This is a genomic window from Steroidobacter agaridevorans, from assembly GCF_009932555.1.
Taxonomy (GTDB): domain Bacteria; phylum Pseudomonadota; class Gammaproteobacteria; order Steroidobacterales; family Steroidobacteraceae; genus Steroidobacter; species Steroidobacter agaridevorans.
This window is the reverse complement of record NZ_BLJO01000001.1, coordinates 983691-1004358: the sequence shown is the minus strand read 5'-3', so window position 1 is coordinate 1004358 and position 20668 is coordinate 983691. Positions and strand designations below refer to the sequence as shown.

16 protein-coding genes are annotated in these 20668 nt (G+C 62.1%); 10 read left to right on the top strand and 6 right to left on the bottom strand.

Annotation, left to right across the window (positions count from 1 at the left end):
- The first annotated feature begins 9 nt into the window (after positions 1–9).
- The 5 genes from GYH35_RS04410 (at position 10) to GYH35_RS04390 (ending at position 8312) form a co-directional block, all read left to right on the top strand.
- Positions 10–891 (top strand): PfkB family carbohydrate kinase, encoded by an 882-nt coding sequence (locus GYH35_RS04410; RefSeq protein ID WP_161814485.1) that lies wholly within the window; start codon positions 10–12, stop codon positions 889–891.
- A complete protein-coding gene (locus tag GYH35_RS04405) occupies positions 888–2183 on the top strand; it encodes a metallophosphoesterase (RefSeq protein WP_161814484.1) in 1296 nt (431 codons plus the stop codon). Before GYH35_RS04410 ends, GYH35_RS04405 begins: the two co-directional genes overlap by 4 nt.
- A gap of 19 nt (positions 2184–2202) precedes the next feature.
- The gene (locus tag GYH35_RS04400) at positions 2203–3729 is read left to right on the top strand and encodes a CoA-acylating methylmalonate-semialdehyde dehydrogenase (RefSeq protein WP_280178327.1); all 1527 of its coding nucleotides are present in this window, start codon (positions 2203–2205) and stop codon (positions 3727–3729) included.
- Between the two features lie 317 nt (positions 3730–4046).
- Positions 4047–5990: a rhamnogalacturonan lyase gene (locus GYH35_RS04395; protein WP_161814483.1), complete on the top strand. Its 1944-nt coding sequence runs from the start codon at positions 4047–4049 to the stop codon at positions 5988–5990.
- 147 nt (positions 5991–6137) lie between these two features.
- Complete coding sequence (locus tag GYH35_RS04390; protein ID WP_161814482.1) at positions 6138–8312, top strand: hypothetical protein; 2175 nt, start codon at positions 6138–6140, stop codon at positions 8310–8312.
- A 3-nt stretch (positions 8313–8315) separates the two neighbouring features.
- Here GYH35_RS04390 and GYH35_RS04385 read toward each other — a convergent pair whose 3' ends face one another.
- On the bottom strand, positions 8316–9332 hold the full coding sequence (locus GYH35_RS04385) for an alcohol dehydrogenase catalytic domain-containing protein (protein ID WP_161814481.1): 1017 nt from the start codon (positions 9330–9332) through the stop codon (positions 8316–8318).
- Positions 9333–9530: 198 nt separating this feature from the next.
- On the opposite strand from GYH35_RS04385, the gene GYH35_RS04380 reads away from it, so the two are divergent.
- Complete coding sequence (locus tag GYH35_RS04380; protein ID WP_161814480.1) at positions 9531–9986, top strand: SRPBCC family protein; 456 nt, start codon at positions 9531–9533, stop codon at positions 9984–9986.
- Between the two features lie 47 nt (positions 9987–10033).
- On the opposite strand, the gene GYH35_RS04375 is transcribed toward GYH35_RS04380, so the two are convergent.
- From GYH35_RS04375 to GYH35_RS04355, 5 genes are all read right to left on the bottom strand, one after another.
- Complete coding sequence (locus tag GYH35_RS04375; protein ID WP_161827732.1) at positions 10034–11446, bottom strand: hypothetical protein; 1413 nt, start codon at positions 11444–11446, stop codon at positions 10034–10036.
- Positions 11447–11546: 100 nt separating this feature from the next.
- Complete coding sequence (locus tag GYH35_RS04370) at positions 11547–12902, bottom strand: hypothetical protein (protein WP_161827731.1); 1356 nt, start codon at positions 12900–12902, stop codon at positions 11547–11549.
- 94 nt (positions 12903–12996) lie between these two features.
- Positions 12997–14820 carry a glycoside hydrolase family 15 protein gene (locus GYH35_RS04365; protein WP_161814477.1) on the bottom strand — a complete coding sequence of 608 codons (1824 nt, stop codon included), beginning with the start codon at positions 14818–14820 and terminating at the stop codon, positions 12997–12999.
- Positions 14821–14887: 67 nt separating this feature from the next.
- Entirely contained in the window at positions 14888–15316 is a 429-nt protein-coding gene (locus tag GYH35_RS04360) for a DUF3617 family protein (RefSeq protein WP_161814476.1), read from the bottom strand.
- Between the two features lie 82 nt (positions 15317–15398).
- Positions 15399–16109, bottom strand: a complete 711-nt coding sequence (locus tag GYH35_RS04355; RefSeq protein ID WP_161814475.1) for an NUDIX hydrolase — start codon at positions 16107–16109, stop codon at positions 15399–15401.
- Positions 16110–16254: 145 nt separating this feature from the next.
- Between GYH35_RS04355 and GYH35_RS04350 the strand changes: the two genes are divergently transcribed.
- The 4 genes from GYH35_RS04350 to GYH35_RS04335 form a co-directional block, all read left to right on the top strand.
- Entirely contained in the window at positions 16255–17064 is an 810-nt protein-coding gene (locus tag GYH35_RS04350) for a cysteine hydrolase family protein (protein WP_161814474.1), read from the top strand.
- Between the two features lie 13 nt (positions 17065–17077).
- A complete protein-coding gene (gene pncB / locus GYH35_RS04345) occupies positions 17078–18349 on the top strand; it encodes a nicotinate phosphoribosyltransferase (RefSeq protein ID WP_161814473.1) in 1272 nt (423 codons plus the stop codon).
- 2 nt (positions 18350–18351) lie between these two features.
- Positions 18352–20058, top strand: a complete 1707-nt coding sequence (locus tag GYH35_RS04340) for an NAD+ synthase (protein WP_161827730.1) — start codon at positions 18352–18354, stop codon at positions 20056–20058.
- A gap of 17 nt (positions 20059–20075) precedes the next feature.
- Positions 20076–20668, top strand: a 593-nt coding sequence (locus tag GYH35_RS04335; RefSeq protein ID WP_161827729.1) for an adenylyltransferase/cytidyltransferase family protein, incomplete at its 3' end; no start/stop codon positions are given.

Genomic DNA, 20668 nt, shown 5'->3' with positions numbered 1-20668 from the left:
GACATTCTCTTGCACACGTTCGACTTTGTTTCTATCGGCGCATACACCAAGGACACTATCGTCACGCGCGCCGGCACTCGTCAGGTTCATGGCGGCGGCTATAGCTATTCGGCACACGCCGCGCGCTTGCTGGATCAACGCGTCGGCGCCGTCACTCGGCTCGCGAGGGAGGACATCGAGTCCACCCGGCTGTTGAAAGAAGCGGGCGTGGAAGTGATGGTGCGAGACTCGGCGCGGTCCACGGTCATGCGGCTGGAATATCCGACGGCCAACGTCGACGAGCGCATTCTGACGGTCACCGACATTGCCGATCCCTTTCAGATCGAGGACGTTGCCAGCGTGCGCGCCGAGGCAATCCTCATCAGCGCGTCCATTCGCGGCGAAGTGTCGCTGCCGGTGGTGAAGACGATTCGCGAGCGCGCGAGGTTGCTTGGGGTCGACGTGCAAGGGTTCGTTCGCATCGTCACGCCTGAAGGCAAGCTGACGTATCAAGGCTGGCCGGAAATGTCAGAAGTGCTGTCGCTGGTCGACGTGCTCAAGACCGACGCGGTGGAAGCGGAATTTCTCACGGGCCAGTCGGACATCCGGGTCGCGGCCCGCAAGCTTGCCTCGTACGGTCCCAAGGAAATCGTGCTGACGCACAAGGACGGCTTGCTCGTGCTGGCGAACGGCGAGTATTTCGAGCAGCCGTTCCGGCCGGAGGAGCTGCGGGGGCGCAGCGGTCGCGGTGACACCTGCGTCGGCTCCTATCTTTCCGGCCGCCTGCAGATGACACCGCAGCAGGCGACCACATGGGCCGCAGCGCTGACCAGCCTGAAGCTCGAGGCGGAAGGGCCGATCCGTCGTACACGTGCGGACGTGGAAGAGTTGATCCGGAGGCAGTACTCGTGAAGCTATCGAAGAGCTCGCTCTGGTTATCGACCATTGCGCTGCTGCTGAGCGCGACGCTGCTCTCCTGCAGGTCCGTCGACGTAGACCCCGCGAAGCCAGCGGTGCAGGCGGCGACCGATGTTTCGATCCTGGTGTTCGGCGACAGCGGCTATCACTACGACTATCTCGAAGCCGAGGACTACGAGATCGTCGTGACCGAAGAGAACTTCAAGGCCAAGGAGCGGCGCGACTGGATCGAGGACAAACGGCCCATCGACGAGCTCGCTTATTCGCCGATGTATCGTCTGCCGCGTAACGGCAGCATGATCACTGCCAGCGGACTCGAGCCGGTTGCGAATGCCATGCAAGCGTACTGCGCCGGCGCGGCGGACTGCGACTTCGGGGTGATGCTGGGAGATAACATCTATCCTGACGGTGCGACGGCCAACGTCGACGGGCGCGACACGCAGCGGTTTCGTGACTTGTTCGTGACGCCGTTCGCGGGTCTGGGGCGCAGGCACGACGACTTTCGTATCTATTCGGTGCTGGGCAATCACGATTGGCGGACTTCCCGCGAGGGCGCGATGGCTCAGGTCCAGTTCCTCGAGCAGACGCGGCCGTTCTATATGAACGGGCTGTTCTATCGCGTACAGCCGCCGGCGGCTCATGGCGACGTGGAGGTGTTTGCCATCGACACGGAAGTGCTGCTCGCGGGCACCACCGTTTACAAGGCGACGCTCGCGGACGATGCGAGCGAGGTGCGCAGTCAGAAGCGCGAGAAGCTATCGAAGTGGGCGGTCCCGCAAACCGATGCCGAGCGCAACATGGTCGCGTGGCTGGAAGATTCGCTGCGCAATTCCAAGGCGCGCTGGAAAATAGTCATCGGCCATCACCCGCTGTGGTCCGGGGCGGGCAGCAAATTCGAGCAGGCACATGCGTTGCGGCGGCTCATCCTGCCGACATTGTGTCGCTATGCCGACTTCTATCTCGCCGGTCACGAGCACACGATGGAAGTGCACACCGACGATTGCTCGCAGACCGACACGGGCGCGAGCGATCCGTTGCCGCAGGTCGTCTCGGGCAGCGCTGCGAAGATGCGCCCGACCAATAGCGCGTTCATTCGCAATCAGCTCGCCAGCTATCCGCAGTTGCGCACGCTCTATGCCAAGGGGCTGACCTGGGGCTTCGCGCATCTGAGCATCGAAGGCGACAAAGCGACGGTGAAGATCATCGAGGTGCCCACGGACGGCTCCGGCGGGTCACGCGTCACTTTCGAACAATCGTTTGCACGCCGGCGCCACGTAGCGTCGTAGTCGTTCTCCAGGAGTTTCCATGAACATGCAAGTTGCGACGTCCGCGGACGGCCTGCGGACCTTGAGTCATTTTGTCGACGGCAATCTGCGTGCCGGCGCGAGCGGCCGATTCGGCCAGGTTTTCAACCCTGCGACAGGGCAGGTGTCGGCGCGTGTGAGCTTCGCGTCGACGCAAGAGACGCAAATGGCAATCGCGGCTGCGCGCAAAGCTTTGCCATCGTGGGCCGCCACGCCGCCGGTGCAGCGTGCGCGCGTGATGTTCCGCTTCAAAGCATTGATGGAAGCCCACATCGACGAGCTGGCCGCCATCATTACGAGCGAGCATGGCAAGGTTCAATCGGACGCGCGCGGCGAAGTGAGCCGGGGGCTCGAGGTCGTGGAGTTCGCCTGCGGCATTCCTCATCTGCTCAAGGGCGAGTTTTCCGACGATGTCGGCCGCGCCATCGACAGCTGGTCGCTGCGCCAGCCGGTCGGCGTCTGCGCCGGCATCACGCCGTTCAATTTTCCAGCGATGGTGCCGCTGTGGATGTTTCCTATCGCGCTGGCATGCGGTAACACGTTCGTGCTCAAGCCTTCCGAGAAGGATCCGTCGTGCGCGCTGCGTATGGCGCAGTTGTTGAGCGAAGCCGGCTTGCCCGCAGGAGTCTTCAACGTCGTGAATGGCGATCGCGAATCGGTCGACGCGCTGCTGAGTCATCCGGATGTCGCGGCAGTGAGTTTCGTCGGCTCGACACCCATTGCTCAACACATCTACGAAACGGCCGCCCGGCATGGCAAGCGGGTGCAGGCGCTCGGCGGCGCGAAGAACCATATGGTCGTCATGCCGGATGCCAATCCAAAGCTGGTTGCGCAGGCATTGATGGGTGCGGCCTTCGGATCGGCGGGCGAGCGATGCATGGCGATCTCGGTGGCAGTCGCGGTGGGTAACGCCGGCGATCGGCTGGTCGAAGAGCTCAGGCCGATGATTGCCGCGCTCAAGATCGGAAATGGCGCCGATAGCGCAGTGGAGATGGGGCCGCTCGTTACTCGCGAGCACATGGAGCGGGTGCGCGGCTACATCGATATCGGTGTGCAGGAAGGGGCGACCCTGGTGGTGGATGGTCGTTCTCAATCCGTGCCCGGGCACGAGCAAGGTTTCTATCTCGGCGCGACTCTGCTGGATCACGTGAAGACCCACATGCGCGTTTACAAGGAAGAGATCTTCGGTCCGGTGCTCGCCATCGTGCGCGTGCCGGATCTGGCCAGCGCGCTCAAGCTCATCGAGGAACACGAGTTCGGCAACGGCACGTCGATCTACACCAATGATGGCGACGCTGCGCGAACTTTCTGTCACCAGGTGCAGGCGGGCATGGTGGGCGTCAATGTGCCCATCCCGGTGCCCATGGCGTTTCACAGCTTCGGTGGCTGGAAACGTTCCCTGTTCGGCGACTTGCACGTGCACGGTCCGGATGGCGTGCGTTTCTACACTCGCATGAAAACGATGACGGCTCGCTGGCCGACAGGAATTCGCAGCGTCGCCGAGTACGTCATGCCGGTCATGAAGTAGCTCGCGTGCGCCCGCTCGTTTTTTCCGTGTGCCGTTCCTCGCGGCACGGGCTCCCTGCGCGCCGTCGGAATCCCTGGACTGCCGATGCGCTCCGCCGTCTTCGCGAGCTGGCGGCGATCGGCGCCCCGGTCAGCGACATCGCTTCGGCACTGGGGCGCAGCGAGTCGGCCATTCGAAACAAGGCGGGTCTGCATGGGATCTCGCTGATGGGGGTGGCCGCCGGTTGCAAAAATAATCAATAGAGAGCAGATTCGAGCAAATCCGATTAGGGGGCGTCATCCGGGCGGCGAAAGCCGCTCATATATAAGGAGTGCTCGATGGACCAGCTGAAAGGATGGCGGCGGGGGATTGCCGCTGGCTGCATTGGAATGTTGCTGCCGATTGTTCACGCAGGGGCGGAGACCGACAGCCCCAGTCGGTTGCCCGCCAGGCAGGCGGAGTTTCTGGATCGCGGACTGGTGGCGGTGAAGACGGATGGAGGAGTGTTTCTAAGCTGGCGATTGCTTGGCAGCGAATCGTACGACGCGGGGTTCAACCTCTATCGCAACGGTAGAAAGCTCAATCGCAAGCCGCTCACTTCGACGACGAACTATTTGGATCCCGCAGGGACGACGGATTCGATTTATACAGTCCGTCGTGTGTTCGATGGCCGGGAGCAACCGCTGGCAGCGTTGTTCGAGGCGGTGACGCAAGGACGGCGCGGCAGGGCGGATTCCGCCGAAGTCTGGGCAGGTTCGTATCTTCCGATTCCATTGCAGCGGCCGGCCGACGGTGTGACGCCGGCAGGCGAGGCGTACACCTATCGCGCCAACGACGCGAGTGTGGGCGACCTGGATGGCGACGGCGAATACGAGATCGTGCTGAAGTGGGATCCTTCGAATCAGAAGGACAACTCGCAAAGCGGCTATACCGGCGAAGTCTTCTTCGACGCCTACAAGCTCGATGGCACGCTGCTCTGGCGCATCTCGCTGGGAAGAAACATTCGAGCCGGGGCGCACTACACCCAGTTCATGGTGTACGACTTCGACGGCGACGGCAAAGCCGAAGTCGCGATGAAGACCGCCGACGGCTCCACTGACGCCCGAGGCACGGTCATCGGCGATCCCGCCGCGGACTATAGAAACACCGCGGGCTACGTGCTCAGCGGTCCGGAATATCTGACGATGCTCGATGGCGCCACTGGCAAAGCGCTGGCCACCATCGACTACGTTCCGGCGCGCGGGACCGTCGAATCGTGGGGCGATAATTACGGCAACCGCGTCGATCGCTTCTTGGGCGGCGTGGCGTATCTCGATGGCCGGCATCCGAGTCTGATCATGAGCCGCGGTTACTACACGCGCACAGTCATCGTGGCGTGGGATTGGAAACATGGCGAGCTCACGCAGCGCTGGGTCTTCGACTCGGACATTTCAGGCGCGGAATATCGAGGCCAAGGCAATCATCAGCTGTCGGTGGCCGATGTAGACAACGATGGCAAGGACGAGATCGTGTTCGGCGCCATGACTATCGACGACGACGGCACGGCGCTGTACAACACCGCGCTTGGCCACGGCGATGCGTTACATGTCGGCGACCTCGATCCCAATCGACCCGGGTTGGAAGTGTTCAAAGTCATGGAGTCGAGATCGTCGCCTTACGGACTCGCTTCCTGGGATGCCGCGACCGGCGCAATCCTCTGGGGCAAGCTCACAGCGGCGGACACGGGCCGCGGAATGTCAGCCGACATCGACCCGACGCATCCTGGTGAGGAGATGTGGTCCAGCGCAGGCGGCGGACTACACACCGCGACGGGCGATCCGCTCACGGGAGTTCCTTCGAGCATCAACTTCGGCATCTGGTGGGATGGCGATCTGTCGCGCGAGCTGCTCGATCACACTTACGATTCCGTGGCGGGCGCGGGTGTCGGACGCATCGACAAATGGGATTATCTGAACAGCGTTTCAGTGCCCATTCTGGTCGCCGCCGGCACCTATTCCAACAACGGCACCAAGGGAACGCCGGCGTTGCAAGCCGATATTCTCGGCGATTGGCGTGAAGAGGCGCTCTGGCGCTCGCAGGATAGCAGCGAGCTGCGCATCTACACGACCACCGCGCCGACCGAATATAAGCTGCGCACGCTCATGCACGATCCGACGTATCGTTTGGCCGTGGCCTGGCAAAACGTTGCTTATAACCAGCCGCCGCATCCCGGCTTCTTCCTGGGGACAGACATGAAGTTGCCGCCGGCAGCCCGGCTGTACTTTCCGCGGCCTCGGAGGTAAGTAACATCAGGCTCGCGTCGCTCGAAACGCGGCGCGAGCCTGGAACCCGCACGCGCCGTCGGGAATTGTTTCGTACCTGCCGCGATGACGTTCGCAGGCAGGGCGACGAAGCTGGCCCGACCTGGTCTTCCTGCACGGGGATGCAGTATGCGCGACGAAGCGTTCCGGTCTTCACGTCAGTCGATCCATGGCCTGCTTTGTATATTTGCCAGTGTGGCCCTGCTGGCGCTCTCGATATCACCTCCCGCGCGGGCCGATCTGCCCGCATTTCTGGAATCCGCAAAGCTGACTCCCATCGGCGGAGCCCCGGAAGGCGGATTCGGCCGCGCCGTGGCCATCGACGGCGACCGCGCCGTCGTCACAGCGAACCAAGGCTCCTTCATCATGGACACGACGCCGGAAGAGATCGGCGCCGCCGCCTATGTTTTCGAACGAGACGCCGCCGGGGTATGGCATCAAACCGCGAAGCTGGTTCCCAATGCACCCATCGGCCAGTCGGGGTTGTATGGTTACTCGGTCGCGCTCGAAGGCAACGTCATCGTCGTCGGCGCGCCGTACTGGTCGGCCGCGCATGTCTATGAATACTCCGGTTCGAGCTGGGTCAACTCAACCTCGTTGAACGGTCCTGGCTTCGGCATCTCGGTCGCGATCGAAAACGGCATCATCGGCGTGAGCAGCAATACGCCTCATGGCATGCGCCTCTTTCAACGACAGAACGGCGCGTGGACGCAGATCGCCACGTTTGCGAACGGCGGCAACGCCGGTGGCAGCAACTACATGGGCCCCAATGTCGATGTGACGACGAATCATGCCATCCACTGGAGCCCCGGCGACAACCTGACCGACCCGGAACTGCCGGAGGCGGTATATATCTATTCGCGTCCCGCGAGCGGCGACTGGAGCACCGCCACGGTCAGCACTTTGACCGGTAACATCAATCGGAACCTGAAAATCTCCGGCAATGCCGCCGTCATCGGCGGCGCTGTGTACGAACGAAGCGCCGGCGGAGAATGGGTGCCGGTCCCGGGCGACCTCGCGGTCGAAGGAGATGCAGATATCGACGGGGCATTGGTCGCACGTGGCGAGCTGGTGCGCGAGCGAGCGAGTGTCGGCAATTGGCCTGCGGTTGCGAGGCTGGTTGCCAGCGACGGCCAGCAGCTCGGTCGGTCCCGGTTGAGCGGACGACGTATCGTTTCCAATCGCCTGCAACAGGATGAGCCTGCTGCCTATGTATTCGATGTACCGGAGGATCCGCAGGAAACATTCCTGCAGCCGGTCGACTTCGAGAGTGGGCAAGCCTCGGGCTGGAACGCGCTCAGTGGCAATTTCTCTGTCGTGACGAGCGGTGCTACGCGGGTCTATCGTCAGAGCGATTACGCCGGCAATGCCACCTCGATGTTCACCGGCAGCTACGGTCGCAACCAGTCGGTGCACGGCTACATCGTGCCCAGGGCCTTCAACGGTGCCGATCGGTGGTTCGGCCTCGCCGTGCGCTACACCGATGCCAACAATCACTACTACATCACCGTACGCTCCTCGCAGCAGATCCAGCTGAAGAAGATCGTCGGCGGCGTGGTGCAGACGCTTGCGTCGGCGTCGATGTCGGTAGCGGTGAATCGCGGCTACAACCTTCGTCTCGAAGCGAACGCCGCGCGCCTGCGAGTCTTCGCCGACGACCGATTGCTGTTCGACGTGACCGACAACTCGCTGCTGCAAGGATATTCGGGCGTCATGATGTACAAGGCGCGAGCCGACATCGACAACATCACGTTCGGCGGCAATCCTGGCGCCGTGCATTTCAGCACGGGTTTTGAAACGGGCGATCCGAACGTCGCCGGCGCGAATGGCTGGCAAGTCGTTACTGTCAATGGTTCGCAGGTCATTTCCAATGCAACCACGAGCAACACCAGTCACGCAGTGGCCGCCGGAAGCCTGCACTACAACGGGACCGCCGCGAGCGTTCGCGCCAGGGCCACGCAGTTCGACGGTGCGGATCGTTGGTTCGGCCTCGCGCTTCGATACAAAGACGCGCAGAACTACCACTACATCACCGTTCGCGGCAGCAACACGATCCTGTTGCGCAAGTTGGTGAATGGCGTTCCCCAGACGCTCGACAGCGCTTCGTTGCCGGTGACGTTGAACACCTGGTACCAGCTGCGGCTGGAAATCATCGATCAGAAACTGGTCGCCTACGTCAACAACAACCCGGTGCTAGAAGCGACCGATCCGAGCTTGCCCTCGGCGGGGAACCTGGGCGGAGCGGCGCTGCTGACCTACAAGGCGCTCGGGCAGTTCGATGACTTCCACGTGTTCGGCTATTGAGGCTCAGGCGTCACGCGTCACTGCGACCCGCAAGTCCGTCGACAGCCACGCTTCATCGGCGCGATCGAAGTCGAAGAGGGTCGTCGGAACGTCGCTAGGACGAAAGCTTCCGCCGTGACACAGCCGGAGCACGTTTTCCATCTGCGGCCGGACATTGGGCCGGCCGGTTCGGAGCGTGATTCCTTTGAGATACATATCTCGTAGCGGCAGCGGTGTCGCGTTGTCGAAATAGATGACGACGCTAGTGAAGAGCGCTTCCGGCTCGGCCGCGGCCAGTGCTCGCTGGAGGCCATCGACAGTTCCTCCAGCATCGATGACGATGCCAAAGGAGCGGGGCAGGGCGCTCGTCATATCCAAAGCAGTTGCGCCCAACTCGGCGGCTACGCGCCGACGTTGCTCGTCGGCGTCCCAGTAAACGACTTCGCTTGCGCCCATCGATACTGCGATGCCAGCGGCGTAGAGGCCGATGACCGATGCGAGCCCGCCGACGACGAGCACTGCCGCTTCGGGCCGCTCGTTGAGTGCGGGGCCAACAGCACGCCACGCATCGAGTGCCATGTCTGCCGCGCCGATAGTCGCGACAGGATCGAGCCCTTTCGGTAACGGAACCAGCATTGCATCGGCATAGGGCACGCGTAACAAGTCGGCGAGTGCGCCACCGAAATCCCCAGGGCGCCCCATGCCGTAAGAAGCAGCGAACGGAACGGATTCGCATCGTCCGGTGTGGCCGCGTTTGCAGCTTCGACAATAGCCACAGCAGATCTGGGCCGATACCAGCACGAGATCGCCGGGTTTCACTGTTCTTACGTGCGAGCCAACGTCGATCACGCGGGCGATGCACTCGTGGCCCAGCGCGCTGCCTGCCGCGATCGGCGCCACGCCGCGCACGAATCCCACATCGAGGTCACATCTACCGACGACCATCGGAGCAACGATGGCTTCGAGATCCGACGACAACTTCGGCGCGCTCGTCTCACGCCATCCCAGAACGCCTGGACGCTCGAATGCAAGGAAGCGCATACATAGCCTCGCCGAATGTTTGTGTCACGCGAAGCCTAACGTTGCGTCGAGAGCCACTCCAATGCAGAACCTGCATCGGGTGTCATGAATGCGATGAATGGCCGGACCGAATCGCGCCGCACTTGTAACTCTCGCTCGAAGCGGTTTCTCGACCACACTGTGCTCCGTCCGATCTCAGGGTTTTCAAGGAGCACAGTCATGTTCGACATACTGCATCGGGTGGGTATGAAGGCGCCGCTCGGCAAGGTTTATCAGGCGCTCGCGACGCCCGAAGGCGTGGCGGGGTGGTGGACCACCGAGACGACCGGCGATCGCCAGGCCGGCGGGACGATGAAGTTTCGCTTCACCGACAACGGCCGCGAGCTCGGCGTCTTCGACATGAAGATCGTCGAGTTGCGGCCCGACACGCGAGTGGTCTGGGAAGTGGTGAAGGGGCCGCCGGAGTGGGTCGGCACGCAGGTGCGCTTCGAGCTGAAGCAGGAAGACGATTTCGCCATCGTGCTGTTCAAGCACGAGGGCTGGCGGGAGCCCGCCGAATTCATGTATCACTGCTCGACCAAGTGGGGCGTGTTCCTGCAGAGCCTGAAGTCGCTGATCGAAACGGGCCACGGCCGGCCCAGCCCGAACGATGTGAAGATCGGCAACTGGCACTGAGCTCAAAGCCGGGACGCGCCGGCGCTCGGTTGGCGCGTCTTATGCGATCAATACTTGAATGAATGCTGGCCGCGTTCGCCGGGTACCAGTCCGATGAACAGGATGGCCTGTGCCTTGGAATCCCAGACGAACGGCGCGCCGGTATAGGGCATGCGAAGAGCGCTCGCCTCGATCTCGGCGCGGATGTTTGCTACGTCCACCTTGCGACTTCTTAACTCTGTAGCTAGCACCGCTGCGCGGCGGGCGCCTTCCACATCGGCAACTCGTGGAGGATAGGAGTCATAGCTGCCGCTGGCGACGCTTGCCAACATATCGCCTACCGGGTTGTATAGGTTTGCAACGGTGCCTACTCTCGCGGCAGAGGATGAAAATATTTCCGCCGCCGATGTCCGCGCCTCGGTGAATTGCTCGATCGGCACTTGCAAGGCGTCGGCCGCGCGAACCAGCATTTCGGCGCTTTGATTGGTGGTGTCCTGCAGCTGAAACAGCGGCTCTATGGCCAGATCCTGCAGTCGGGTCAGGAAACCGTAATTCTCTCCATGGAGTGCGGCTTCGGCCGCCGCGGGCCCCGTCGCGATTTGACTCAGCACGCTCCGAGCGTAAAGCCATTCACCGGCAAAACAGCGATGCCACGACAACTCGTCCGCCGTGAACGGAGCTCGCCATGCCTCGGGCATCGCGGCCCACTGCATTTCGGGTGGCAGTCGCCGTAACGCCAGATTGCCCATGCTGAAGTGGCGACTCAGCGCCGCCACGGCAATCATTCTCGAGATCAGGATGTCCGAGTCGGTCAGGACCCCTCGCCAGAAATGCACATCCCGTTCGAGAATCTCGCGGACACCGTCGGCGTCCTGCTGACCAGCGAGGGAGTGGGCCTTGACGAGCAACAGTCTTTGAGCGTCCAGCACCGGTGCGTAAGCAGGCAGTGGCATCATCACGTCCGGAGGCAATGTTTCCAGCCAGCCAGGCCGTGCCAACAGCGTGCGATAACGATCCACTCGCCATTGTTCGGCAGGGAGCCACTCGGGCAGGGTGGCGTCGCTTTCCGCGAGCGCGCGGTCGCAACTATTCGCGCCCCACCCGCAAGCGTCACGAATTTTTTCAAAGGCAGGCAACTGAGGCGATTGATACTCGCCCGGCAGGGGATCGGACGGGCTCTGATCTTCCGGATGTTCGGCTCGATGCCGCAGCCACGCAACGCGTTGCAGCCCCATCTCATGCGGATCGGCTTCCGGCGCCGCCGAGAATCCCATGACATAGATGTAGCCGTTGTCCGCGTCGGCAACCGCGGGTCGGTTCCGATAGATATCTTCCAGGCGCAGTGCGAATTCGGACGGCGGCTGATCTCGCAGATTGATCAGTAACAATGCGATGTAGCAGCTGGCGACCAGCGCCAGTGCGCCGCCGGTCAGCCAGCCCAACCCCTTCAATATCCCCCTGCCAATCTGCTTCCACGGCATTGTCATTGCGTCCGTGCGCTGCGTTCGACCAAACGCTACGTTCTCAAGCGTCGTCAAACGCAGCCGTGATGGAGTTCACGATTCACAGGCGCCCGACGCCCTACAACGACTTCAAATATTCCACCAGGTCGGCTCGCTCACTGCTCGAGAGCGACAGACTCAACAAATCGTCGTAGTGATCGATGACGTCTTCCAGCCTGGCGAAGCGCCCGTCGTGGTAGTAGCCGCCTTTGCCATGAGTCCACAGGCCCTTCAGAGGCGCTGTGCGATAGCGCTCATCCGGCGAGCGATCGGCTTGGAAACTGTCGATGCCGATCTCGTCGGGCGTATGCATATTCCAGCCGGGCTCAGTGAAAATCGGCGGAACGTGGCATCGGGAGCAATCGGCTCTGCCTTCGAACAAGGCTTTGCCACGCTTGGCCGCAGCGGCATCGAAGCTGCCACGGGGCGGGCGCGGTGCGGGCAGGCTGAGTTGATAGAAGTGCAGCGGCGCGAGCTTCGGCGTGACGAGATCGGGCGTGCGCCGCACGTCGCCGAAGCCAGCCTCCGCAGCGATAGGAAACTTCGCTGAGTCGTTCAAGCGTGGATCGAAGAAGGTTCCCTGGCCCTGCATCTCCAGGTTGGCGACGAAGCCGTTCCAATGGGTCACCGAGCCCCAGCCGGTCCAGGTGTGCAGATTCACTCCCGCCAAGCCAAAAGCCGGCGGTATCAACGTCGCCGCCGGTTTGCCGTCGGGGCGAACGGCTTTGCCGTCCATGAGCAACTCAGCATCGAACTTGCCGGGGCCCCAGCTGCGCAACACGGTACGCACGGTCGCGGCGTCGATCGAGGGAATGGCAATGCGCAGCAAGTCAACGAGCGGTTGCACGTTGGGAGCGAGCGCAATGATCTCGCCGACATTCAGATCGCGGGCCGCCCAACCATCCAGCCGCCGGCCGATACCGGGAGCAAACGAATCGTCCACCGTCGAATGGCAGAGCGCGCAGGTAATACCCACCGATTGCAGACGACGGCCGCTGTCATCGAACAAACCACGCACGCCGACCACGGCGTCGAGCTGCAACAAGGCGAGCGTCGTCGCGGGAGAGTCGAGATCGACTTGTTTCTTCTGCAAATCGGCGCGTAAAGCTGGCGGCAGCGCCTCGACATCGACCTTCAATCCAACTGCAAGCGCCGCCTTTGGACTCAGTCCGGCGCCGACCCCACCGTTGGCGCTGCCCGCAATTGCCGTATGCAAGCGCAATGCGTCGCCCCAGAAGGCTTCGTCGCCGAACGTGTCGTAGCGAAAGATCTGTCTGCCGTGTTTGATTTGTTCGAGCGCGAACTGAAGATTTTTCAGATCGGTGCGGGACAACGCTCGAGTGTCGGATGTTTCCTCGGCGTTCGCAGGTTGCATCGCAATGGCCAGAAATCCCGCGGCGGCCAGGACCGCGCAGGTCGTCGACAGGAATTTCATTTCGGTCTCCCTGCGGTGTGCACGAGAGGAGTGCACTCATTAGACGCAGCGAGTCCGACGAATGTGCCCGATTTTTTCGAGCCTCAGCGCACGCTCAGCGCCGGGCGCTGGAGTCCTGAGGGCAGCGGCGCTCTGAGCGTTGTTCGGCCGGCTTCTTGGCGTGCGCCAGGTTGCAGGCCGTTGCGACCAGCGACAGGTGGGAGAACGCCTGGGGAAAGTTGCCGACCAGTCGCTGCGTTGCCGGATCGTACTCTTCCGCCAGCAGGCCCACATCGTTGCTCAGCGCCAGCAAGCGATCGAACAAGGCCTGAGCCTCGCCGAGTCGACCGCACATGACATAGGCATCGGCGAGCCAGAAGCTGCAAGGAAGAAACACACCTTCGCCGGGCGGCAGGCCGTCGTCGGTGATTTGCGTGTCATAGCGTTTGACGAAGCCATCGCTCAGCAGGCTGGCTTCGATAGCCCGCACCGTGCCGAGATAGCGCTCGTCGTCGGCAGGCAGGAAACCGAGCTGTGCAATCAGCAGCAGGCTCGCGTCCAAAGCACTGGAACCGTAAGACTGCACGAAACAATTGCGCTTCGAGTCGTAACCTCGTTCGCATACATGCCGATGAATGCGATCGCGAAGGGTGGACCATTCGGTGAGCGGCGCATCGAGCTCGTAACGCTGCGCATCCTTGATGGCGCGGTCGAAGGCGACCCAGGCCATGACTTTGGAGTAGGTGAAGTGTCGCGGCGGACCGCGCACTTCCCAAATGCCGTAGTCCGGCTGCTCCCAGATCTTGGCCAGATGTGAAAGCAGCTGGCACTGCAGGTTCCAGCCAGTTTCCGTGGTCGCGATGCCGCCTTTGCGTGCCTGGTGGAGCACGTCCATGACTTCGCCGAACACATCGATCTGCAACTGCGAGTAGGCGGCATTGCCGATGCGCACGGGCGCGGAGTTTTCGTAGCCGGGCAGCCAGGACACTTCCCATTCGGTGAGTCGACGCTCGCCGGCAATGCCGTACATGATCTGCACCTGGTCCGGACTGCCGGCGATGGCGCGCAACAGCCAATGTCGCCAGGCGTCCGCTTCTTCGAAATGACCGGCATTCATGAAGGCCAGCAGCGTCAACGTAGCATCGCGCAGCCAGCAGAGCCGATAGTCCCAGTTACGCACGCCGCCGATCTTTTCGGGCAGCGACGTGGTCGGCGCTGCGACGATTCCGCCGGTCGGGCTGTAGATCAAGGCGCGCAGGGTAATGAGCGATCGGGTCGCGGCATCGGTCAACGGCTGCTCGTGCTGTCCCTTCGCAACCCATTCGCGCCAGAAGTGCTCGGTGTCGGCCAGTGCGCAATCGATGTCCGGTTTCTTGGGCGGCGGCAGATGCGAAGGGCAATGAGCGAGCACGAACGAGACGCGCTCTCCCGCTTTGATGGTGAAGCGGCACACCGACTTCAGATTCTCGCCCTTCATCGGGATGTCGGAATGCAACTGGAGCATGTCCGGGCCGGCGATCGCCTGCCATTGTTCCGGAGCCACGTGCGTCACCCAGGGAACGACGGCTCCATAGCCGAATCGAATCACCAGCTCGGTATAAAGCGCGAGCTCGCCGCGTTCGCCGATGACCAGGCGAATGACATCCGACGCGTTCCCTCGTGGCGGCATGAAGTCGATGATGGTGGCCGCGCCGGCGTCGCTCTCCAGTCTCGTTTCGAGAATGAGCGTGTTCTCACGATAGCGCCGGCTGACTTTGACGCCGGAGTCCGCGGCGCATAGCAGCCAGCGCCCGTGTCTCGCATCGCCAAGCAGTGCGGCGAAGCAGGCATCCGAATCGAAGCGCGGCCAGCACAACCAGTCGATGGAGCCATCGCGCCCGACCAGCGCGGCGGTTTCGAGGTCGCCGATCAATGCATAATCTTCAATCCGGCCCGGCATGACGCGCATCTCTGAAGCATCGGTCACAGACCCTAATGGATGAGAGCGCGCTGTCGTTCAACTGTACTTAAACGGGCCCTTCGCCCATCGAGGAGCACTGGCCCATGGCACGGCCGGTGACACGCTGAGAGAACGTCATGTTTTTGCCCCCCAGCTTTACATCGAGCGTGCCTCGGATGAGGTGTTCTTCCACATGCCATGTTGCCTGGCCCGTGGTGCCGGAGGCGCGGTGACAAACCAGCTGATATGAAAACGTGTTCTCGTCATGGCTCTGCTCGCGCAGCTGGCAGCCGGCGAGCGACGGGTGATGGAGAACCGGAAACGCCGACGCAAGATCGTCGCGACCCAGGCAGCGCTGACTGCGCTCGATGGTGTACCTGAGGTTTTCCTCCAGGTGGGGCATGCTGGTTTCGGCGGTGAGATCGTAGCGGAGGGGAGCGTCCGTCATTGACGTGCCGAGGGCGAGCAGCAAACAGATGCGCCACATCGACTGCATAGCTCGGCCCTCCGTACTCGCCTGAGATCCGCAAGTCTCTCAATACTCGATCGTTGCTCCCGGCGCGCTCCGATTGTTGCGTTTATCGCGTCAGATTGCGGTCCGCCGTAGCGACGGCGTTGGAGGCCTTTCGTTTCAGGCGATACATCTGCGCGGGACGATGAGCACCGCGCGTGGCAGGCGGATTCGGCGCGGGCTCGACGACATCGAGCTCCTCGATGCGCCGGCGGAAGCTGCGCTTATCCAGCTCGGTGTCCAGCAGCGTCTCATACACCTTCTGCAATTCGCTCAACGTGAAGGTCGGCGGCATCAAATGGACGGGCAGGGACGAGTAGTCCGTCTTGGAGCGCACTCGATCCACTGCCGCACGCAGAATGTCGCGGTGGTCGAAGGGCAGGGAGCGAATCGAATCCACGGCCCGCCACTTGAGAGGCGAAGCATCGCCGCCTTCGGCGGATAACGTTTGGTGGGGCACCAGCGCGTAATGAGCGATGGAAACCGACCAGCCGCGGCTGTCGCGATGCCGGCTGGCAAAGGTCTGCAACTGCTCCAGATAGGGACTCTCGACGCCGGCCTTGGTCTTGAGAATCCGGGTGGCCGCCGCCAGGGCATCCTCATCCGTGTCGGTGTGAACGAAGCCGCCGGGCAGGGTCCATTCCCCAAGATGCGGCGGCCGGGGTCGCTGTAACAGGGCCGCGCACAGCTCATTCTCCTTTAAAGTGAGCAGCACGATGTCCACCGTCACGATGGGCTGCTCGTAGGCGGTCGGCGGGCTGGTTTTCGAGTCGGCCATGGGGCGCTATGTCAGTTAGTGCGTGACGGTCCTTAACATAGCACACGGCGGCAGTTGCCTCAGGCGAAACGCGGTGGCATCCCTCAAATAGTTAGTGCAGTTATGCACTAACAGCGCTAGGATGGCGCCACTGGCTGGAGCACACATGAACACATTGTTAATCATCGATCCCCAGAATGACTTTTGTGACCGGCAGGGAACGCTGTTCGTGCCCGGCGCCGGCGAGGATATGCAGCGTCTGGCCGGCTTCGTTCGCGAAGCCCGCGGCCGGCTTGGCGAAGTGGTCGTGACGCTGGATTCGCACCCGAGCGTCGCCATTGAGCGTCCCACGTTCTGGAAGCGCGCCGATGGCGAGCCCGTGGCGCCCTTTACGCAAATTACGCATGCGCAAGCCGCCGCTGGCGAGTACGCGCCGATCGACTCATCGTTGCTCCCGCAAGTCCTGAATTATCTGCAAGCCTTGGAGTCGCAGGGACGGTATAAGTTGATGGTCTGGCCGGTGCACTGTGTGATCGGCGCCTGGGGTCACAACATTCATGGCGCCGTGCTCGAGGCGGTCGGCGAGTGGGAAACGCAGGTCCAACGCGGAGCGTTCAAGGTGCTGAAAGGCCAGAATCCGCTGACGGAGCAATACAGCGCGGTGCGCGCTGAAGTGCCAAGGGCGGACGATCCGCGCACTCTGACCAATCACGAGTTGATCGAGAAGTGCCGGCCCAACTCGGGAGTGCTGTTTGTAGCGGGAGAAGCCGCCAGCCACTGCGTGGCGGCGACACTCGAGCACCTGTTCGAGTCGTTCTCGGATGAGGAGATCGGCCGCGTGGTGTTGCTGGAGGATTGCATGAGCTCCGTCACCGGCTTCGAATCGAACGGCAAGGCCTGCATCGACGGAGCCCTGGCGCGCGGCGCCCGGGCCATGACCAGTGTGCAAGCGCTGAGTGAAATCCCCAGGAACTAAGCTGGCGACTCCTATGTTTACCCCCATCATCCGCTCGCTGCTCGACACCGACTTATACAAATTGACCATGCTGTCGCCGATGTTGCATCGGTTTCCGGCCAATCAGGCGGTCTACAGTTTTGTCTGCCGCAACACCCCTGAGTATCCGCTCGCAAGCCTGCAAGCGGAGGTCGAAGCGCAGATCGAGCATCTGTGCACGCTGACGTACACCGAGGAAGAGCTCGACTATCTCGCGACCAAGTCGTTCTTCAAGAGCGACTTCATCGACTTCCTGCGCATCTTCCATTTCCAGCGGCGCTACATCACGGTGAGCACCGAAGGCGATACCCTCACGGTCGTGGCGCGCGGTCCGCAGATTCATGTGATGGGCTTCGAGATCTTCGTGCTGTCCATCATCAATGAGCTGTACTTCCGGCGTTACGCGACGCCCGAAGCGATGGAGGAGGGACGCAAGCGGCTGGCGGAGAAAATCCTCATGCTGCGCGATTTCCGAACTCAGAGCCCGGTGGCGGAAGTGACCGCGCCCAACGTGTTGAAGTTCGCGAATGGCACGAGCGCACCGATGGCCGGCGGCGCGTTGCATACGATCCGGCATCCGTTTCAGTTCTTCGACTTCGGCACACGGCGCCGATTCTCGCGCGACTGGCACGAAGAAATGGTCGCGACCCTCGCGCGCGAAGTGCCGCAGTACTTCAGGGGCACATCGAATGTGTATCTCGCGAAGAAGTATGGGCTCTCGGCCATCGGCACCATGGCGCACGAATATCTGCAGACCTTCCAGGCCGTGGGCGTGCAGTTGAGGAATTTCCAGAAGGAAGCCCTGGAGGCCTGGGTTCACGAATATCGCGGCGATCTCGGCGTGGCGTTGACCGATGTGGTCGGCATGGACGCGTTCCTTTCCGACTTCGATCTGTACTTCGCGAAACTATTCGACGGCCTGCGCCACGATTCCGGCGATCCGGTGGTGTGGGGCGAAAAAGCGCTGGCTCACTATCAGCGCCTGCGCATCGATGCGCACACCAAGCGCCTGGTGTTTTCCGATGGCCTCAACATCCCGAAGGCGCTGCGGCTGTACGACCATTTTTCGGACCGGGTGCAATGCGGCTTCGGCATCGGCACCGATCTTTCCAACGACATGGGCGTGCCGGCGCTGAACATCGTGATGAAGCTGACGGAATGCAACGGCCAGCCGGTCGCCAAGCTCTCCGACACGCCGGGCAAGACATTGTGCTCGGATGAAACGTTCCTCGCCTATCTTCGCCAGGTCTTCAAACAGGCGGCTTGACCATGCCCACGCTCACTATCGCGCTTGCCCAGATCAATCCGACGATCGGCGACATCGACGGCAACCTGGCGTTGATGGTTGCAGCCGCGCAGCGAGCGCATGCCGAGGGCGCGAAACTCGTAGCGTTTCCCGAACTGTCGCTCACTGCTTATTACCCCGCCGATCTGCTCGAGGATCCGGACTTTCAGCGGCGCTTGGCGAAGGGTATCGAAGACCTGCTCGTTGCAACCAAGGATTTGCCGGATCTGCACTGGGTCGTAGGCGCGCCGACGCCCAACACCGGCGTCGGCAAGCCGTTGTTCAATTCGGTGCTGGTGGTGAAGAACGGCTCCATCCTGCTGCAGTATCACAAGCAGTTGCTGCCCACCTATAACATCTTCGACGAGCGCCGCCATTTCGAGCCGGGCCCCGACGTGGCCAAGATCCTCGACATCGAGGACGTGCGCGTCGGCTTCATGATCTGCGAAGATGGCTGGAACGATGAGCAACGCGACTACGTCGTGAATCCGTTCAACCGGCTGGCCGACGCGGCGCCGGACGTGGTGGTCTCGATCAATGCCAGCCCGTCGAGCATCGGTCGGCGCGAAATGCGCCATGAGATCTTCTCCAAGGCGAGTGCGCGCCACGGCTTGCCGTTGGTGTACGTGAATCAGATCGGCGGCCATGATCAAGTGGTGTATGACGGCGCCTCGTTCGCCGTCGATCCCAAGCTCGGCGTCGTGATGGAGGGCGCTCGGTTCCAGCCCGATCTCATGCTCCTGCAAGTGCATTCGCGTTCGAAGTTCCTGGATCGCAATGGCAAGGAACTCGCCCCCATCGACTCGAAAGGGTTGTCGACGAACGAGTTCTATCGCCAGCAGCTGGTGCTGGGATTGCGCGACTACGCGCGCCGCTGTGGATTTTCAACGGCGGTGGTCGGCTCTTCGGGCGGCATCGATTCGGCGCTGACGCTGGCGCTTGCCGTCGAGGCGCTGGGCGCGAACAATGTCGTGGCCATCACCATGCCTTCGCAGTACTCGAGTACCGGCAGCGTCACGGATTCGGAGCGGCTGTGCCAGAACCTGGGCATTGCGCTGTACACGCATCCCATCGGCGAGCTGGTCGAGCAATACGCGAGTCAGTTCAACACGGCATTCGGCGAGCCGCTCGTGGGCCTGGCGAAAGAAAATCTGCAGGCGCGCATTCGCGGCACGATTTTGATGGAGTATTCCAATCGCTTCGGCCATCTGTTGATCACGACAGGCAACAAGAGCGAAATCTCCGTGGGCTACTGCACGCTGTACGGCGACACCAATGGCGGCCTCGGCGTCATTGGCGATCTGTACAAGACCGAGGTGTTCGAGCTGTCGCGCTATTACAATGAAGCGGCCGGACGCGAGCTGATTCCCACGACCATCATCGACAAGCCGCCCTCGGCCGAACTGGCGCCGGGCCAGAAGGACACCGACAGCTTGCCGCCGTACGACGTGCTGGATCCGATCTTGAAAACAATCATCGAAGGCACTCGCTTGTCGCAGAAGGAAGGCGAGGCCGCGATGAAGTTCGTGCTGGAGACTTCGTCGACGAGCGAAGGCAAAGCGCTCATCGAGCGGATCAAGCGGATGATTGCGCGCAACAGGTACAAGCGCCGCCAGGCGCCGCCCATCCTGCGCGTGCGCTCGAGGGCGTTCGGCAGCGGACGGCAAATGCCGATTGCCGCGAAGCATTGATCACGGATAGAGAGTCCATGAGCTCGAACATCGCCGTCATCATCGGCCGGTTTCAAATCCTGCAGCGAGGTCACGGCACTTTGTTACAGGCGGCGCTCGACATCGCGCCCAAAGTGCTGATCGTCGTAGGCTCGGCGTTTCGTGCGCGCGACGCTTACAATCCGTTTACGTGGGAGGAGCGTAAGCAGCAATTCGAAGCCGTGCTGACTCCCGAACAGCGGCAACGGGTCGAGTTTCTTCCCGTCCGTGACTACTTCGACGATCAGCGCTGGGGCGATGCCGTGCGTGCCGGTGTCGAGCGAGTCGCAGGTCGAGCCGCCGACGTTACTCTGGTCGGATTCAAGAAGGATCGCACTTCGAGCTATCTCGACTGCTTTCCCGGTTGGGCCGTGCAGGAAGTCGAGCCCGAGGTCGATATCAACGCCAGCGATCTGCGCCGGATCTATTTCGAGACGGATAACATTGCAGCGGCGCTCACGGTCATCGGCAATTACGTCGAGCCGGGCGTGCGCGACTATCTGCAAGCTTGGGCGCAATTGCCGGCGTATCGTCAGTGTCAGGCCGAACATCGCGCCGTCGTCGAGTATCGCGCGAAGTACACCGCGCCTTT

Coding starts and splice junctions, on each gene's coding strand:
- GYH35_RS04400 (WP_280178327.1), top strand. CDS start 2,203: ATGAACATGCAAGTTGCGACGTCCGCGGACGGCCTGCGGACCTTGAGT.
- GYH35_RS04395 (WP_161814483.1), top strand. CDS start 4,047: ATGGACCAGCTGAAAGGATGGCGGCGGGGGATTGCCGCTGGCTGCATT.
- GYH35_RS04390 (WP_161814482.1), top strand. CDS start 6,138: ATGCGCGACGAAGCGTTCCGGTCTTCACGTCAGTCGATCCATGGCCTG.
- GYH35_RS04385 (WP_161814481.1), bottom strand. CDS start 9,332: ATGCGCTTCCTTGCATTCGAGCGTCCAGGCGTTCTGGGATGGCGTGAG.
- GYH35_RS04380 (WP_161814480.1), top strand. CDS start 9,531: ATGTTCGACATACTGCATCGGGTGGGTATGAAGGCGCCGCTCGGCAAG.
- GYH35_RS04375 (WP_161827732.1), bottom strand. CDS start 11,446: ATGCCGTGGAAGCAGATTGGCAGGGGGATATTGAAGGGGTTGGGCTGG.
- GYH35_RS04370 (WP_161827731.1), bottom strand. CDS start 12,902: ATGAAATTCCTGTCGACGACCTGCGCGGTCCTGGCCGCCGCGGGATTT.
- GYH35_RS04365 (WP_161814477.1), bottom strand. CDS start 14,820: ATGCCGGGCCGGATTGAAGATTATGCATTGATCGGCGACCTCGAAACC.
- GYH35_RS04360 (WP_161814476.1), bottom strand. CDS start 15,316: ATGCAGTCGATGTGGCGCATCTGTTTGCTGCTCGCCCTCGGCACGTCA.
- GYH35_RS04355 (WP_161814475.1), bottom strand. CDS start 16,109: ATGGCCGACTCGAAAACCAGCCCGCCGACCGCCTACGAGCAGCCCATC.
- GYH35_RS04350 (WP_161814474.1), top strand. CDS start 16,255: ATGAACACATTGTTAATCATCGATCCCCAGAATGACTTTTGTGACCGG.
- pncB (WP_161814473.1), top strand. CDS start 17,078: ATGTTTACCCCCATCATCCGCTCGCTGCTCGACACCGACTTATACAAA.
- GYH35_RS04340 (WP_161827730.1), top strand. CDS start 18,352: ATGCCCACGCTCACTATCGCGCTTGCCCAGATCAATCCGACGATCGGC.